This is a genomic window from Paenibacillus sp. FSL W8-0194, from assembly GCF_037969745.1.
Classification (GTDB): Bacteria; Bacillota; Bacilli; order Paenibacillales; family Paenibacillaceae; genus Paenibacillus_AQ; species Paenibacillus_AQ cookii.
Genome location: NZ_CP150205.1, coordinates 2,353,963 through 2,371,545 on the forward strand (window position 1 = coordinate 2,353,963; position 17,583 = coordinate 2,371,545).

The window sequence follows — 17,583 nt, forward strand, 5'->3', positions numbered from 1 at the left end:
TTTCATGGGCTTTCGGGTCATTAAAACGGCGATTGCGACCCTGATGGCGATCCTGGTGGCGGATGCGCTTGGCGTGACGGGACCGCTGTCCGCAGGTCTGCTGGCCGTGCTGGGCGTGGACGTCACCCGCAAACGGAGCATCAAAACGATTTCGGCCAGATTTTTCGCGTCGCTTCTGGGTCTCGTTTTCGCCTGCGTGTTGTTTGAAATTTTGGGCTTCCATTATTGGGTGCTGGCGATTTATATTTTGGTCGCTTTTCCGGCCATCGCCCGCGCCAATTTCAAGGAAGGCATCGTCACGAGTTCGGTCGTGGTATTCCGGGTGTACGGGAACGGCAGCATCACGATGCAGTCGCTTTGGACGCAGATCGAGCTTTTGGTAATCGGGCTCGGCTCGGCGCTGATCGTCAATTTGGCGTATATGCCGCGAGCATCCGACCAAATGGTTGAAATCCGCAAACGGGTGGATAAGCAGTTCTCGATCATCTTTTCCAAGATCGCCGAGTCGCTGCGCAATCCCGACGATATATGGGACGGAAAAGAAATCATCGAAGCAGGCAAGGAAATCCGGAAGGGAAAGGAAGCGGCGCACCGAGCGATGGAAAACCAGATGCTTCATCCGGACGAAACCTGGAGCATTTATTTTTACATGCGGAAAGAGCAGCTGGAGTCGATCCAGAACATGATGCAGCTGGTTTCGCATGTTTACCGGAAGCTGCCGCAGGCCGACGACGTCGCCGAACTGTTCGATCAGCTCAGCCGCGACGTCACGGAGGAGATCTACACCGGACGGACGGAATTTCTGCTGAGCCGTCTGGAGGAGGAATTCAAGCGGATGGAGCTGCCCGCAACGCGGGAGGAGTTCGAAATCCGTTCGGCGATCCTGCAGCTGAACCGCGAGCTCTCGCTTTATCTCAAATTGGCCAAAAAAAATAAGGCGCCGACCTCGGTGGCCGCAAGAAAAGCCGCCATCGCGTCGAAATGAAAGGCCATTGTAAAACCCCTGCCCCAGGATTCCGAAGAACCTGACCGGGCAGGGGTTTTGTTTGCAACGGGCGCGTTCACTCCACATGATCCGGCGGGAAATCCCCGCCCTCCGACACCAGCTTGACTCCCGCGGGACTGACCTCGTACTCCCAGGAATAACTTAAATTTCCCTCCGCAGGCGCCCCTTCAGGCCTGAAATCTTTCGCGTTCCACGTTTCCGTCAGCTTGACGATGTAGACCGTGCCGCTTCGTTTTTTCGCGGCGGACGCGAACGTACCGGGAACGCGCATTCCCGGATCCGGACCGCCCCCGTGGATGATGCCTTCGATTTTGCCCTCCGTTTTGGGGAAATGGATGCGCTGCTCTTGGCGGATCACCTTGGCGATGGCGTCATCGGCCGAAAACGGCTCGTCCCCAGGCGGCCCGGACGCGGCGAAGCAGCCTCCCAGAATCCATCCGAAGAGCGGCAGCAGGCAGGCCATTCTTTTTATCTTCTTCATTCGGCTTCACGCTCCATAAGAGCTAGGCTCTCTTGAATTTTTATTTTCTAAAACGCGGCGTCCGGCGGAAATGTTGCGTTTTTTCGAGAATCGCCCTCATTCTTTTTCGGAAAGGAAGAATAATATTTCATACATTTATGCTCGTTTAATCAACAAATGCCTATGTCCTGCATACACTTAAGTGAATGATTGTATGGAGGAGGTTCAAAGATGTCATTAAGCGATAAACATCAATGTAGAGAGATCATCACGAAAGCGATCTGCGGCAAGGGTCGTAAGTTCTCTACCGTAACACATACCGTGACACCGCCTCATAATCCGACCAGTATTTTGGGGGCTTGGATTATAAACCACCAGTACGAAGCGGTTGCCGCAGGCGACGGAATTGAAGTTATTGGTACTTACGATATCAACATCTGGTATTCCTATGACAAAAACTCTCAAACCGACGTCGCGAAAGAAACGGTATCTTATGTAGAATTAGTCCCGCTTTCGTACCTGGATCCGAAACACCGGGCTTCAACCGTGGAGGTTTCAGCGGAGGCCACGCAGGAACCGAGCTGCGTTGAAGCCAGTGTTTCGTCAGGGGGAGGCAATGTCATCATCCGGGTAGAACGCGAGTTTCGTGTGGAGCTGGTGGCCGAAACCAAAGTTCGTGTGCTCGTGTGCGGCAGAGGCCATGGCGATTACGAAGACAAGGAATTCGATTTCAGCGACGACGGGGATTATGAAGATTTGGATCCTGATTCGCTGGATGACGATGAATTGTAAATCGCGGAAGCTGGAAAAGAGGTATGGTTTAATATATGACGAGAGGGCGGCGGCGTAGAGGGCGGATGCCCTCCTTTTTTATTTTTTTGCCAAAAAAATTTCGTTTGCGAAGGGAAGGGAGCCCATGGACAGTCGGGAAGAAGCGGAACGTTTCGGAAGCTGGTCCGTCCAGCTCAGGCATTCGCGCTTGCAAAGATCGGGAATCGGCTCGCTGCTCGTTCAGGGCGGTAAGCGGGACGGTCAGGAGGTGTACCGGCGCAGGTACGCGGTTCATGCCTCGGGACTGCAGGCGATCGAAATCGCAAGCGTGGAGGGAGCGAACCGGAATTTACGCACTCCGATCGCGTTAAGCCGGGATCGGGCTTCCTCCCCTTCCCTGCTGAGGCAGCTGGAAAAAATGGCGATTCGCAGCCTTTATACGCTGGGGCTCAGCGCGGGCGAGGTGATTTTGGTTTCCGCCGGAGGCGAAAGGAGATATGCGGTCGAGGAAGTGACGCCTTCCGCTTGGATCGGAAGCCGGCGGCTGAGATCGCTTTACGAGCGGGCGCAAAAGGAGCAGGAGCGCAGGCAGGCGGAGGGTCGGGAAGGCGGCTTGCCCCTCATGCTCGGCATGGATCCGGAATTCCTGATCGTGGATCCAGCGAGAAGCGGGGAGGTGGTGCCCGCATCCCGGTTTCTCGATAAGGATGGGGAAGTGGGGTGCGACGCCGTTCACGGGGAAGGCGGGATATCGTATCCGATCGCGGAGCTGCGCCCGGAGCCGAGCGAAAGTCCGCGCGGCCTGCTCATCGGGCTGATGCGGACGCTCCGCATGGCAGGCGAGATGATCGGCGACCGTTCCCTCCACTGGCTTGCCGGAGGGATGCCGAAATCCGGTCTGCCCCTTGGGGGACATTTGCATTTCAGCGGGATTGCGCTGACCGCGGAGCTGCTGCGGGCCCTCGATAATTATTTGACGCTTCCCGTTTCCGTCCTGGAGGCGCCAAGCAGCCAGAATAGGCGCCCGAAGTACGGATACCTCGGGGATTTCCGCAGGCAGCCCCACGGCGGCTTCGAGTACCGCACGCTGCCGAGCTTTCTCGTGTCTCCGATGTTGACGAAAGGCATCGTGTATACGGCGCATTTGATCGCCACGAATCACGCCGAGCTGACGCGCCGCCCGCTGGATGAAGAAGAGCGGCTCCACAGGGCGTATTACGCCGGGCAGCGGGACGTTATCCGGGAATATTTGGAGCCGCTGCTTGCGGACCTGGAGTCCCTTGCGGAGCAAAAAGAGGCCCAAAAGCACATCCTGCCTTTGCTGAACCGCATCCGGCAGGGCGGGACGTGGAACGAAAGCCGCGACATCCGGCCGCTATGGAATATTCCATTTCGCCCCTGATGATGAACTCCCTCCGATTTCTGCTATAATAGGGCGTGAGCAAAGTTCGAGTGTGGAGGTAAGTCATGGCAAAATATACGCCAATGATTGAACAATATTTGGCAATCAAGGAACAAGCACAGGATGCATTCCTTTTTTTTCGTTTAGGCGATTTTTACGAAATGTTTTTTGAAGACGCGGTGAAGGCGTCCAGGGAACTCGAAATTACGTTAACCGGCCGGGAAGGCGGCGGGGATGAGCGCATTCCGATGTGCGGGGTTCCGTATCATTCGGCCGAAGGCTACATACAGCGTTTGATCGAAAAAGGATATAAGGTCGCGATTTGCGAGCAAATGGAGGATCCCGCCGTCACCAAAGGGATGGTGCGCAGGGAGATCGTCCGGGTGGTCACGCCGGGGACGATCATGGAAGGCAAAACCGTTGCCGACAAATCCAATAACTACCTGGTGTGCGTCACGGAAAGCGACCGGATGATGGCGCTCTCCGCATGCGATATTTCGACGGGCGAATTGTACGTCACCTCGGTGCCGTCCTCCGTCGAATGGCTGCGCGACGAAATCGGCATTTACGAGCCGGCGGAAATCATCGGCGACAGCCGCATGCTGGAGCTGATCCAAGCGGAGCAAATCCAGTGGAGCCGCCCGATCGTATATACCCCGTGGGAGAAAAAAGAAGAAAACCTGGTGCGGAGCCAATTCGGGGAAGCGGCGTGGGCAAGGCTGGATCCGGAGCGCCGCCGCTGCGTCGCCGTTCTAATCTCGTATTTAAGCGAGACGCAGCGCCGCTCTTTGGGGCAGCTGACGCAGATCGCGCCTTACGAACCGGGCAATTACATGATCTTGGATCCGTTCACGCGCCGGAATCTGGAGCTTGTCGAGACGGTGCGCGACCGTTCGAAAAAAGGCTCGCTGCTCTGGCTGCTGGACCGCACGCAGACGTCGATGGGGGCGCGCCTCCTGCGGAGATGGATCGACAAACCGCTTCTGCAGCGGGGAGCGATTGAAGAGCGCCTGGAAGCGGTCGATCACTTGTACAACCAGTTTATCTTGCGGGAAGACCTCAAAGCTTCCTTGGACGAAATTTATGACCTGGAACGCCTCGTGGCCCGAATCGCGTTCGGAAGCGCCAACGGGCGCGATTTGAACGCGTTAAAAGTGTCGCTTCGGCAAATTCCAGCCCTGAAGGAGCTTTGTGCGTCCTCGGCTTCCTCGACCTTGCGCCGCATCGCAAGCGAAATGGACGACTGCCGGGATTTGGGCGAAGCCATCGAACGGACCATCGTCGAGGATCCTCCGGTGTCCGTCAGGGACGGAGGGCTGATCAAGCCGGGATGCAGCGAGCGGCTGGACGAACTGAGGGAAGCAAGCACCAACGGCAAAAAGTGGATCGCCGAGCTGGAAGCGAAGGAACGGGAAGTTACGGGGATCCGGTCGCTCAAAATCGGATTCAACAAGGTGTTCGGCTATTATATCGAAGTGACCAAAGCCAACGTAAGCTCCCTGCCCGAAGGCCGGTACGAACGCAAGCAAACGTTGACCAACGCGGAGCGGTACGTTACGCCGGAGCTGAAAGAGAAGGAAGGCCTGATCCTTGAAGCCCAGGAAAAAATGGTCGATTTGGAGTACGCCCTTTTCGCCGAGTTAAGGGATAAGCTGGCCGCCGAGATTTCGAGGCTGCAGCACCTTGCCGAGAAGGTGGCGGAGATTGACGTTTACCAGTCGCTCGCCGCGGTCAGCGCCGAGCAAGGGTTCGTGAAGCCGGAGCTCACGGACGGATACGATCTTATCGTTGAAGCCGGGCGCCATCCCGTCGTGGAGGCGGTGATGAAGGACGCTTCCTTCATCGCCAACGAAACGCGGCTGACACGCGACGATGCGGCGATTCTGCTCATAACCGGCCCGAACATGGCCGGGAAAAGCACGTACATGCGCCAGGTGGCCCTTATTTCGATCATGGCCCAAATCGGCAGCTTCGTGCCGGCGGGCAAGGCCGAAGTGCCGATGGTCGACCGGATTTTCACCCGGATCGGCGCGGCCGACGACCTGATCGGCGGGCAGAGCACGTTTATGGTGGAAATGGCCGATATCCAGGTCATGACCGAAAAAGCGACGCCGCGAAGCCTGATCATCATCGATGAGCTCGGCCGCGGCACGTCGACCAGCGAAGGCATGGCCATCGCCCAGGCCGTCATCGAATACGTGCATGACACCATCGGCTGCAAATCGTTGGTTTCCACGCATTTCCATGAGCTGGCCCATCTGGAAGAAAGCCTCCATCGTTTAAGAAATTACTCGATGGCCGTGCAGGAAAGCGGGGAAAACGTTCACTTCCTGCGCAAGTTGGTGCCGGGCCCCGCAAGCAGCAGCTACGGCATCTATTGCGCTCGCCTGGCAGGGCTCCCTTCTTCGATCATCGGACGGGCTTACGACTTGCTGCAAGGGATCGAGCACGGGGCGGCCCAAGCGGCTGCGGCCGCGGAAGCTGCGGAAGCTGTGGAAGCTCCAAAACGCCCGCCCGTGCCGAGCCCGGTTGCGGAAGAACCGGCCAGTCCGGAGGCCCCGGCCGGGGCAGTCGTGCAGCTGTCGATTTTCGGCGAAGAAGAAGCGCTGCCGGCGCCTCAAACGGCACCGCCCGCCGATAAGCCAGATCCGGCGATCGGCCAGATCGTGGACGCGATCAAAAGCGTGGACGTCATGAACATGACGCCGCTTCAGGCCATGCAGCTGCTCAACGAGCTCAAGATGAAGGCCAAGGATTTGTAACGGACGGATTTTACGGCAAGCAAGAAAATGAAGGGGTGACGGATATGGCGAAAATTCATATCTTGGACGAGCATATTGCCAACCAAATAGCCGCCGGCGAAGTGGTGGAGCGCCCCGCTTCCGTCGTGAAGGAGCTGGTGGAAAACTCGATCGACGCCGGGGCGACCCGCATCGACGTTCACGTCGAAGAAGGCGGCCTGGAGAGCATCCGGGTAACCGACAACGGCTCGGGAATCGAGCCGGATGACCTGCAGACGGCTTTCTACCGCCACGCAACGAGCAAAATCGGCAGCAGCCGGGATTTGTTCCATATCACGAGCCTCGGCTTCCGGGGCGAGGCATTGCCCAGCATCGCGGCCGTCGCCAAAGTGCAGCTGACGACGGCCAGCGGCGACGACGGGCTGGGCCGCCGCATCCGCGTCGAAGGCGGTAAGCTGCTGGCGGAAGAAGATTCGCCGGCGCCGCGGGGGACGGATATCCAGGTAAAAGAGCTGTTTTTTAATACGCCTGCCCGATTGAAATACATGAAAACGATCCAGACGGAACTCGGCCACGTGTCCGATTATATGTACAGAATCGCCCTTTCCCACCCGGAAATTGCGATTACGCTCCGGCACAACGAAAACCAGCTGCTCAAAACGCTCGGCAACGGGGATCTGCTGCAGGTCATCGCGGCCATCTACGGGACGCAGGCAGCCAAAGCGATGCTGCCGGTCCAGGCGGAAAACCTCGACTTCGAGCTCAGCGGTTTCGTCAGCCTGCCCGAATGGACAAGATCGAACCGGAACGGCGTGTCGACGATCGTCAACGGCAGATACATCCGCAATTACGGGTTGAATCAGGCGATCCAGCGGGCCTACCATACGCTGCTCCCGATTAACCGGTACCCGCTTGCGGTGCTTGAGATCAAGATGCACCCGTCGCTCGTGGACGTGAACGTGCATCCGGCCAAGCTGGAGGTTCGCTTCAGCAAAGAGCAGGAGCTGTATCCGTTCATCGAGGAGAGCATCCGCCGGGTTCTCCGGCAGGAGGTGCTCATTCCTCAAGCGGTGAAGCAAAACATCGGCGGAAAAAACAGCGGTTCCTTCATCCAGGAGCAGTTCCATTTTCCGAATCGGAGCGCTCCCGCGCCTTTGGCGGACCCAAAAGAGGAGGCGGCGGCCGCGCTGGAGGCCGGACCCGGCCCCGTTTCGGCCGTTCTGGAAAACCGCCCTGCGCCCGAGCCGATGATCGCCACCGATTCCCAGGCTCCGGGTCAAAAGCTTCAGGAACGTCCGGCTGCCGGGAGCGGCGGTTCGTACGGAACTGCCTCCCAGGACGCGTGGACGGCCGGAAACGGAATGGTCAGGGAGACGCGCCCGTCATCGTACCGGGAATGGGCTGCCCCTTCCCAGCAGCGGGTAAGCCCCGGCTCGAATCCCGGGCTGGCAAGCCGGCTGTTGGGGGCATCGGCGGACGCTCCCGCTGACATTCCGCCGTTTCCGGAACTGACGCTGATCGGGCAGCATCACGGCACGTACCTGATCGCGCAAAACGATCAAGGCTTGTACCTGATCGACCAGCATGCGGCCCATGAACGCGTCAACTACGAATACTATTATGAAAAATTCGGGCAGCCTGCCGATGCTTCCCAAGAGCTCCTGCTGCCGATCACGCTGGAGTTTACCCCATCCGAAGCGGAGCAGCTGAAAGACAAGCTGCAGTGGTTCGAACAGGTCGGCGTTTATTTGGAACATTTTGGCGGCCAAACCTTCCGCGTGCGCTCCCTCCCGTATTGGTTCCCGAAAGGCGAAGAAAAATCGCTGATCGAGGAAATGGCGGAGTGGGTGCTCGGTGAACGCAAAATCGACCTTGCCAAGCTGAGGGAGAAATCTTCGATCCTCTGTTCCTGCAAGGCTTCGATCAAAGCCAACCAGAAGCTGACCGAGGATGAGGCCAAAACGCTGATCGAACGTTTGGGAGCGTGCAGGCAGCCGTATACATGCCCTCACGGGCGGCCGATCGTCGTTTCATTTTCCACCTATGATTTGGAAAAACTGTTTAAACGGGTCATGTAAAACGGCGGCCCATTTTGAAGGACATCACCGAAAACTATACAAGCAGGATTGGAGAACGTCATGATCATTACAACAGGGGATAAGGCAGGGGAAGCCGTTATTCGCCGGGCCGAGGCCCTGGCCTCCCGAACCGGGGGCATCTACGTCCCGAGGCGCCATACGCCGCTCGGCAAAATGTCCAGGGCTTACGGGGAAGACGACATCATCGTCGTGCTGGACGGCGGGGCGAGGCTGGTCAGACCCGGGGAGGAGCCGATGGAATTTCATCCCAGCATGGGGTTCATCCGTGCGAAACGAATTTTGAAGGGCGAAAGCGACCCGATGCTCGATGCCGCTTCCATGGATCCGGGAGACAGCGTGCTGGACTGCACCGCCGGGCTTGGAACGGATACGCTCGTGTTTTCCGTCAAGGGAGGGCCAGGTTCCCGGATTACTGCGGTGGAGAGCTCGGCTTCCCTGTCGGCGCTTCTGGCCGAAGGCTTGGCCCATTATACCTCCAACGTGGAAGAGATCAACGAAGCGATGCGCCGCATCCAGGTCGTCAGCGGCCATCATTTGGACGTGCTGCGCTCGATGCCGGACCGTAGCGTGGACATCGTTTATTTCGACCCGATGTTCCGCGAACCGCTGATGGATTCCTCGGCGATTCGGCCGCTAAGGTGGTTTGCGAACAGCGATCCGCTTTCTCCGGACAGCATCAAGGAAGCCGTCAGGGTTGCCCGGAAAACGGTGGTGCTGAAAGAAAAAAGAGGCAGCGGGGAATTCGCCCGTCTCGGGTTTGCGGAGGAAACCCGGGCACATTCAAAAATTTCTTATGGAGTGATCACCGTTGACAGGGATAAATGAGCCCCGGAACAAACCGAAGCTGCTGGTGCTCGTCGGACCGACGGCCGTCGGTAAAACGCGGCTGAGCATAGAGCTGGCGAAAGAATGGAATTGCGAAATCATTTCCGGCGATTCGATGCAGGTATACCGGGAAATGGATATCGGCACCGCCAAAATCGCGAAGGAGGAGATGGAGGGAATCCCCCATCATCTGATCGATATCCACAATCCGGACGAGCCGTATTCCGTGGCCGAGTTTCAAGAGGAATGCCACCGCCTCATCCAGGAAATTCATGGACGGGGCAAGCTGCCTTTTATCGTCGGCGGAACCGGCTTGTACGTCGAATCGGTCTGCTACGACTATCAATTTGCCCAGGTGGGGGAAGACAAAGCTTTTCGGGACGAACAGGCGGCATTCGCCGACAAAAACGGGGCGGAAGCGCTGCATGCCAAACTGAAAGCGGTAGACCCGGCCAGCGCGGAAAAACTCCATCCCAACGACCAGAGACGAATTATTAGGGCTTTGGAAATCTTTCATTTGACGGGCATCCCCCTATCGTCCCAACTTGAGGGGCAAACCCGGGAGTCTCCTTACCGATTATGCCTGCTCGGTTTGACAATGGATAGGCAAATGCTATATAAACGTATTGAAGCCCGCATTGATGAAATGCTGAAGCAGGGTTTGGTAGAAGAAGTATCTTCGCTGCTGAACAAGGGCTACGGAACCGACCTGGTCTCGATGCAGGGGCTGGGTTACAAACAGATCGCAAGCTATCTTCAAGGTCGCGAATCCCTCGAAGACGCGGTTGCGGTCCTCAAGAGAGACACCCGCCGGTTTGCCAAACGCCAGCTGTCCTGGTTCCGCCACATGAAGGAAATTTCATGGGTGGACGTCACGGAGCCCGTAAATTTTTCTGCTAAAATGGCGGAAATCCGTGATATAATAGCAGGAAAGTTTCTCTCAAATCTTGAATATACTTCAAAACAATCTAAATGAAACGTTGGGGGTACGGATAAATGAACAAATCCATTAATATCCAAGATACATTCTTAAACCAGCTGCGCAAAGAAAATATCCCAGTGACCATTTTTCTCGTGAACGGATTTCAGATTCGCGGCACCATCAAAGCATTTGACAACTTTACCGTTGTCGTGGATACTGACGGTAAACAGCAGATGCTGTTCAAACACGCGATCTCTACGGTTACGCCTCAACGCAATGTTTCATTGATGCAGGAGACGCAAAACGAGGGCTAACGGCCGGAATTTGAAACTTTTCTGGATGATTTTCGTTTAAGTATATAGACAGCAAGGGGGAGCGGGGCGGCCGAACCGCACGCTTGTCGGAGATGTCTGTAGGCATAGAAAATGGAGCGGAGCAACCTTGACAAGGTTGTTCTTTTCATTCCAAAACCGAAAATCGTCCTAAAGGGAGTCAGGAGGCACCATGGATAACAATAAACTGTCGCGGACGGGCAACAGAAACAAAGAACAACCGTCCAAGACGCCCAAAAAGAAGAAAAGAAAGCTGTCGGGCAAACGCATCTTTTGGACCTTGTTTTTTACGTGCGCCATTGCCGTATTTTGCGCATTGGCAGGGTACTTGTACATCTCCGTCAACGGAGAGCGGCTGTATCAGGCGAATAAAGACAAAATTTCGGTTCACGAAACGTCCAAGGTTTACGACCGAAACGGAAACCTGATGGGTGAACTGTCTTTGCAGAAAAGCGACCCGGTCAACAGCGAGGACATTCCGAAGCTGCTCAAGGAAGCTTTTGTCGCGACCGAGGATAAACGGTTTTACGAACACAGCGGTGTCGATCTTTGGTCGATCGGCCGTGCGGCGGTCAAGGACATCATCGCCCGCTCCAAGGTGGAGGGCGGCAGTACGATCACGCAGCAGCTGGCGCGAAACATTTTCCTGACGCGCGACAAGACGTTTTTCCGTAAGGCGACGGAAGTGTCGATCGCGCTGGCATTGGACCGGAATTTGTCCAAAGATGATGTGTTGACGATGTATTTGAACCGGATCAACTTCGGCGGTCAGATTTACGGCATCAAGGAAGCGTCGAAGTATTATTTCGGAAAAAGCAATTTGAACGATTTGAAACTTTGGGAAATGGCTACCCTCGCGGCGATGCCGAAGGGGCCGTCGAAATACAATCCGCTCCGTAATCCCGAGCTGTCCATGCAGCGCCGTGCGGTCGTCTTGAACTTGATGGCCGAGCAGGGCTACATTACGGCCGAAGAAGCGGAGCAGGCGAAAAAGGCCGTTTACGACTACGAGCCGCCGAAGAAAAAGCAAAATTACCAGAACTTTATGGATTACGTCATGAACGAAGCCGAGGATGTCACTGGCCTAAGCGAAGACGATCTGAACATCGGCGGCTATAAAATTTACACCACGATGGACGCCAACGCCCAGAAAGTGCTCGAAAAAGAATTCGCCGATGCGTCGAATTTCGAGAAGGGCAAAGACGATCAGCTCGTGCAGGGCTCGATGGTCATCATGAACCAGGAGAACGGCTCGCTCGTTGCGCTGCTCGGCGGACGCGATTATGAACGCAAAGGCTACAGCCGCGTCACGAACAGCCGCCGCCAGCCGGGTTCGGCATTCAAGCCGATCGTCTCTTATGCGCCGGCTATCGATTCAGGGGATTTTAACATGAATTCGCGGCTGAGCAACGAGAAACAGTGCTTCGGCAATTATTGCCCGACGAACCTTCACGGGTATTCCGGCACGATCAGCATGGAGGACGCGATCACGAAATCGGAGAACATCCCGGCGGTATGGCTGCTGAACCAAATCGGCGTCAAAAGGGGATTTGATTTCGCGACGAAGCTGGGCATTCAGCTGACGGAAGAAGACAAAAACCTGGCGATGGCGCTCGGCGGCATCAGCAAAGGCACCAACACGCTGGAAATGGCGCAGGCATACGGGGCGTTCGCTAACGGCGGTACCTTCTATAAAGCTTATTCGATTAAAAAAATCGTGGACAGCGACGGCAAAGTCGTCTATGAACACAAGGACAACGGCGAACGGGTCATGAAAGAAAGCACGGCTTACCAAATGACCCAAATGATGCAAAACGTCGTCAACAGCGGTACGGGCCGCAAAGCCCGGATCGACAGACCGGTTGCGGGCAAGACGGGGACGACCCAAAGCGGGATCAAAGGTTACAAGTCCAACCGCGACGTCTGGTTCGTCGGCTACACGCCGGAACTGACGGCCGCCGTATGGATGGGTTACGATAAACCGGACAAAGACCATTTGCTCCACAACAGCAGTCCGCTTGCCGCGGCGTTCTGGGGCAAAGTGATGAAGCAGGCGCTTGAAAACTTCCCTGAGAAACAGTTTAAAGTGCCTGAAGATGTGAAGGTCGAGGAACCGGAACCGCCTGCTCAAGAGACACCTGAACTACATGTCAGCGGGCTGATCGCAAGTTATAGTCCGGACACTCAAACCGTGTCTTTATCATGGAACGGAGAGGGGAACGAAAACGCCGTTTACCGCCTCTACCGCAAAGCATCGTCCGAAGCGGACTTCTCGGTGCTGCAGGACGGCATTCCGACGACGAGCATCGATGATATCGGAACGGTCGCCGGCGAAACTTACGAATATTACGTCGTCGCGGTTTCTCCGGAAACCGGCCAGCAGTCCGATCCGTCGAATACGGTGAAAGTCACGATCGAGCCGCAGCCGGATGATCAGCTGCCGCCTCCGGATGAAAACACGGGGGATAACGGGCAAAACGGCGACGGAACGAACGGACAGGACCCTAACCAGGGCGGCGGCTTCGATCACGGTCAAGGGAACGTTGATCAAGGCAGCGGCCAGGACCAAGGCAACGGCAATAACAGCAGCGGCACTAACGGTAACGGGAATCATGGCAACAACGGCAACAATAGCGGCAGCAACGATCATTCAAACGGTAACGGTAATGGAAACGGCAAGGGTAGCGGAAACGGTCAGCAAGGCGGCAATGACGGGTCCGGCTTCGGAAACGGAGACTCGGGCGGCGTAACCGTACCGCCGGACGGCGGCGACGGCAGCACAACCGACCAGGGAAGCATCGAAAGTTTCCAAACCCCGGACAATACCGGTACCGTTCCGATTCAAAACGAAAGCAATAACCCGTAAGGCGGATCAAGAGCCTCCCATCGTTTGGGGGCTCTTTTTCTTTTTGCCGGAGAGGACTCAGGGCGGCGGCATACCGTGAGGAAACGGTCAATCGCCTTGCCAAAGAAGCGGCATCCGCAGTTTTTTCTTCTACTTTAGCCTGCGGTTGCGCTATATTAATGGTATATATTTTGAGTGTGTTTCCTAAATGTGATAAGCTGAAGCTAACATATTGGAGAGGGAAATTTCCATGAAACGAAAATTTGGAGATCGCGCGAACTGGCGCCGGATTTCCCGCCGGCGTTTTGCCTGCCGTTATGTGGAAAGCGAGAAATTTACCGGCTACATAACGCTCTACACCATTTACAATTTAAAAGAGCCGCTGTGGAAGCATTATGGAACCCATACGTACCGGATTGCCGATAAAGGGTACTCTTGGCTGCAATATTTTCCGAAAAACAGCCATTACATCGTGACGGCGATGTTCGATGAACGCCAGGAAATCATACAGTGGTACATTGACACCTGCAAAACGCAGGGCGTGACCGAACAGGGCGTCCCTTGGTTTGATGATCTGTATTTGGACATCGTCGTCCTGAGAAACGGAGAGGTATTTCTGCTGGACGAGGATGAGCTGGAGGAAGCGCTCGCCCGCGGCGTCATCACGAAGGAAGATTACATGCTGGCGACGACGACGGCCAGGGAGGTATTGCATGCGATCAATGCCCATACGTTTCCGTATTTCCTGATGTCGTTGGACCATCGCAAGCGGCTGTTCGAGAATGGAGATTTCAGGAGGAAAACATGAACGGTTATGAACAGGGACCTATCGTCCTGGCGAAAAAAAGGCGCTCCCCTTTGAAACTGGCGCTTGCCATCGTTGCGGCGATGATCATCGCCGGGCTTTTGTGGTCCGGTTACGTGTATTGGAAAATGGACCGCGCGGCAAGCTCGGTCCTGAACGGGCCGCGCGACGTCGGCATCGTTTTGGGTGCCTCCATGTGGGGGGATGCCCCCAGCCCGGGGCTGAAGGAAAGGCTCGACGAAGCCCTGAAGCTGTACAATGAAAAGAAATTCAGCTATATGATCGTCAGCGGCGGATTGGACAAACCCGGCAATAAATATACGGAAGCGGAAGGGATGAGAAATTATCTCGTTCAGCATGGCGTTCCCGAATCGGCCGTCATTTTGGAAAATAAGGCGCGCAGCACTTACGAAAACCTGCTGTACAGCAAACAAATCATGAAAGAGCGGGGATTCCAAAATGCGGTGATCGTCACGCACCAATATCACGGAATGCGCTCCAAGGATATCGCGGATTTTTTGGATTACGAGGATCCCAAGCTTGGCCTCACGGAGTCCAAAACGCTGCAAATGAAATACCATAAGCCGCGCGAGGTACTCGCCTATACCAAATGGAAGGTCGATGAGCTCCTGCTGTGGCTCGGCTGGAAAAAGGGCTGAAACTGCTAATAACCGTCACCGAAGTAGAATACATTGAATAGAGAAACCATCTTGCGGAAGAATATGAGGTGATGGATGCATGAACGGGCGTGTTGCGGCCGCGAACGGCCGGCCGGAAGGCAGGCCATCCAGACAAATCAATGTGATTTTACGCAGCCAGGAGCCTCCTGTACTCAACAGCGCCGTCCCGGAAAAGGAACCGGTGCAGGCGCAAAAAAACGTTGTACAGCACACCTTGTACCAGGAAATCATTCAACGAAATTTATAAAACTCATGGATATAGTCCTGCATACTCTAAATTGGCTCTAAGTGAAGGGAATGATGAGGGGCTATAAGATCTCCCTTATACATCAAAAATTGAAAATAGGGGCTCTCTAGCCCGTATTAGGTGGATATGGTCATTGAAAAAACGAATACGAACCACTGTAACTGATAATTTAACATCCGAATACACCGATAACAATTTAAAAATTGTTGTGTTAGTCAAAAACGCAGAGAAAAATTTTTAGTTTGTATACGAATTGCATGATGGTGTACAGCAATTGCATACAATGTTGTTATGAGGTGATAAATTTGGGTGCAAACTCAAGACAAATTACAATTAACGACTCCAGAATGAATATCACGTTTAAAGCTCAAGAAGAAAAAATGTATGGAACTGCTGAGCCTGCAGTGACTCTCCCTGACCATTTGGAGTCAATAAAGGATATCTTTCATGAACTCAATGGGATGATTGGACTTGAGAAAGTAAAAGGATTGATATTTGAAATATACGCTTTCCTTCAGATTGAAAAAATGCGAAAGGAAGCTGGTTTAAAAGTTAACACGCAATCTTTTCACATGCTTTTCAAAGGGAACCCGGGCACCGGCAAAACAACGGTAGCGCGGATCATCGCCAAGCTTTTTCAAAAGATGGGAGTGCTCAGCAAAGGGCATTTGATCGAGGTGGAGCGCGCGGATCTGGTAGGGGAGTACATCGGACACACCGCCCAAAAAACAAGGGATTTGGTCAAAAAGGCGCTTGGCGGCATTCTTTTCATTGATGAGGCTTACAGCTTGGCCCGCGGCGGAGAGAAAGATTTCGGAAAAGAAGCGATCGATTGTCTTGTTAAAGTTATGGAAGATAAGCATGATGACTTGATTGTAATCTTAGCTGGGTATCCAACTGAAATGGATATGTTTATGGAAACAAATACTGGACTTCCTTCACGTTTTCCAATTAAGATTGACTTCCAAGATTATACTGTTGATGAGTTGATTCAAATTGCTAATAAAATGGCTAAAGAAAGGGACTATAACTTAACGATCGAAACCAGCAGGAAACTTAGAGATATTATTCTTGATGAAAAAATTAGTGAATATAATTTTAGCAATGCGCGTTTTGTGCGCAATGTAATTGAAAAATCTATACGTCATCAAGCGGTAAGATTAATGAGCAAGCACGTTAAGCTAACAAGAGAAGATTTAATGAATATTCTCCCTCGAGATATTGTTACTACACAAATCAACACTGAAAATAACAACAATCAAGAAAATGCTGCCATTTCTTAATAAGATATCAGAATTAAAAATAGCCTTCCCCAAGATAATGTCTCAAAAAGCCATCTTAACTGGATGGACAATTGAAATTTACTTGAGGAAGGCTATTTAATCATCCTGAGTCAATCGTTCGATTTGAAGAATCAATAGTTTTTTATTTATTATTTTGGCTCTTTCGTTTTATGATAGTAACTATTTTCAGTAGTCGGATTGTTATAGTATCCAATATCATTAAAATTTATATATAAACGTCGAATAATTATCTTCAGAGTGATTTAGAAACTATTGGAAAATTACATAATTTAGGATACGATATAATATATTAGTAGTATTTCCTTAACTAGTTCATTGGATAAGGAAGTGCATCTAAAAAACTATATTGGGTGAACTATAGAAGCAATTAACTGGACGATACCTAATATGACATACAAGTCAAATGGCGCACTCAAGAATGTAACTTTTTCTAATGATCAAAGAAGCTACAACTATTACGATACTACTGCACATAGAAATGGCTCTCTTGCTGTTGCCGCATATCTTGACCCTTATGCGCCATATCGTAAAAAATAAGATTTGTGTCGGAGTGTGACTTATGACTTCGCACAAATCTTATTGAATTTTTCTGAAAGAAGAAGGTGCTTCTATGAAATCCAAGGTATTTAAAGTAACAATATCTTTTATAATTATTTTAGGAATAATAACAACACTCATTTTATTTTTCTATCCATTCCCTAAGAAGGTGAATGTGGTTTCTCCTGCTGTAAGTTTTTACGAGAACGACCCTTCTTCCGCCAAGCAAACTTCAATAAGTATATCAGGAACATTGAACCGACCTTTGTTTCGCCAACATATATTCAAAGGCACAGTAACGATTGATGGCTTAGAATTTACTAAAGAGAATGAAACCCTCGATACCTATGTACTTGATAAAAATAATGGGATCAATATGGGGAATCTTGTCTATCATAAACCCTCAAAGCAAGGGGAATTTGTCACTTCAAGTATTATCTGGTTCGATGACACTTTTGAACATATAAATATTGTGAGTGATTGGGGGGGGATTAACAAAAAGTCGTTTTTCATCGTTTCTGCTTCAACATATGAAGAGGCGATCGACACACAAAAAAAGATGAGGGAAAAGTATGGTTCAACTTTTGTTCCGCGAGAATAATTCCTT

At 53.0% G+C, this 17,583-nt stretch carries 15 protein-coding genes; 14 read left to right on the forward strand and 1 reads right to left on the reverse strand.

What is annotated here, in order from left to right; all coding sequences use genetic code 11:
- Window positions 1-4: 4 nt before the first annotated feature.
- Complete coding sequence (locus MKY58_RS10510) at window positions 5-985, forward strand: aromatic acid exporter family protein (protein WP_339324478.1); 981 nt, start codon at window positions 5-7, stop codon at window positions 983-985.
- A 76-nt stretch (window positions 986-1,061) separates the two neighbouring features.
- On the opposite strand, the gene MKY58_RS10515 is transcribed toward MKY58_RS10510, so the two are convergent.
- Window positions 1,062-1,487, reverse strand: coding sequence for a hypothetical protein (locus tag MKY58_RS10515; protein ID WP_339324479.1), 426 nt, complete (start codon window positions 1,485-1,487; stop codon window positions 1,062-1,064).
- Window positions 1,488-1,697: 210 nt separating this feature from the next.
- Between MKY58_RS10515 and MKY58_RS10520 the strand changes: the two genes are divergently transcribed.
- From MKY58_RS10520 to MKY58_RS10580, 13 genes are all read left to right on the forward strand, one after another.
- Window positions 1,698-2,258 carry an outer spore coat protein CotE gene (locus MKY58_RS10520; protein WP_036708252.1) on the forward strand — a complete coding sequence of 187 codons (561 nt, stop codon included), beginning with the start codon at window positions 1,698-1,700 and terminating at the stop codon, window positions 2,256-2,258.
- Between the two features lie 124 nt (window positions 2,259-2,382).
- Complete coding sequence (locus MKY58_RS10525; RefSeq protein ID WP_339324480.1) at window positions 2,383-3,639, forward strand: hypothetical protein; 1,257 nt, start codon at window positions 2,383-2,385, stop codon at window positions 3,637-3,639.
- Window positions 3,640-3,704: 65 nt separating this feature from the next.
- Complete coding sequence (gene mutS, locus MKY58_RS10530; protein WP_339324481.1) at window positions 3,705-6,401, forward strand: DNA mismatch repair protein MutS; 2,697 nt, start codon at window positions 3,705-3,707, stop codon at window positions 6,399-6,401.
- Between the two features lie 44 nt (window positions 6,402-6,445).
- A complete protein-coding gene (mutL, locus tag MKY58_RS10535) occupies window positions 6,446-8,458 on the forward strand; it encodes a DNA mismatch repair endonuclease MutL (RefSeq protein WP_339324482.1) in 2,013 nt (670 codons plus the stop codon).
- Window positions 8,459-8,518: 60 nt separating this feature from the next.
- Window positions 8,519-9,304 (forward strand): class I SAM-dependent methyltransferase, encoded by a 786-nt coding sequence (locus tag MKY58_RS10540; RefSeq protein ID WP_339324483.1) that lies wholly within the window; start codon window positions 8,519-8,521, stop codon window positions 9,302-9,304.
- Window positions 9,288-10,280, forward strand: coding sequence for a tRNA (adenosine(37)-N6)-dimethylallyltransferase MiaA (gene miaA, locus MKY58_RS10545; RefSeq protein ID WP_339324484.1), 993 nt, complete (start codon window positions 9,288-9,290; stop codon window positions 10,278-10,280). Before MKY58_RS10540 ends, miaA begins: the two co-directional genes overlap by 17 nt.
- A 20-nt stretch (window positions 10,281-10,300) precedes the next feature.
- Window positions 10,301-10,540, forward strand: coding sequence for an RNA chaperone Hfq (hfq, locus tag MKY58_RS10550; RefSeq protein ID WP_036708256.1), 240 nt, complete (start codon window positions 10,301-10,303; stop codon window positions 10,538-10,540).
- A gap of 190 nt (window positions 10,541-10,730) precedes the next feature.
- On the forward strand, window positions 10,731-13,424 hold the full coding sequence (locus MKY58_RS10555; RefSeq protein ID WP_339324485.1) for a PBP1A family penicillin-binding protein: 2,694 nt from the start codon (window positions 10,731-10,733) through the stop codon (window positions 13,422-13,424).
- Between the two features lie 229 nt (window positions 13,425-13,653).
- Complete coding sequence (locus tag MKY58_RS10560) at window positions 13,654-14,211, forward strand: DUF402 domain-containing protein (RefSeq protein ID WP_036708258.1); 558 nt, start codon at window positions 13,654-13,656, stop codon at window positions 14,209-14,211.
- Entirely contained in the window at window positions 14,208-14,867 is a 660-nt protein-coding gene (locus MKY58_RS10565) for a YdcF family protein (RefSeq protein WP_339324486.1), read from the forward strand. The genes MKY58_RS10560 and MKY58_RS10565 overlap by 4 nt, the downstream gene beginning before the upstream one ends.
- Before the next feature lie 79 nt (window positions 14,868-14,946).
- Window positions 14,947-15,135 (forward strand): hypothetical protein, encoded by a 189-nt coding sequence (locus MKY58_RS10570; RefSeq protein WP_339324487.1) that lies wholly within the window; start codon window positions 14,947-14,949, stop codon window positions 15,133-15,135.
- 380 nt (window positions 15,136-15,515) lie between these two features.
- Window positions 15,516-16,418: an AAA family ATPase gene (locus tag MKY58_RS10575; protein WP_339325115.1), complete on the forward strand. Its 903-nt coding sequence runs from the start codon at window positions 15,516-15,518 to the stop codon at window positions 16,416-16,418.
- A gap of 631 nt (window positions 16,419-17,049) precedes the next feature.
- Window positions 17,050-17,577, forward strand: coding sequence for a hypothetical protein (locus tag MKY58_RS10580; RefSeq protein ID WP_339324488.1), 528 nt, complete (start codon window positions 17,050-17,052; stop codon window positions 17,575-17,577).
- The last annotated feature ends 6 nt before the right edge of the window (window positions 17,578-17,583 follow it).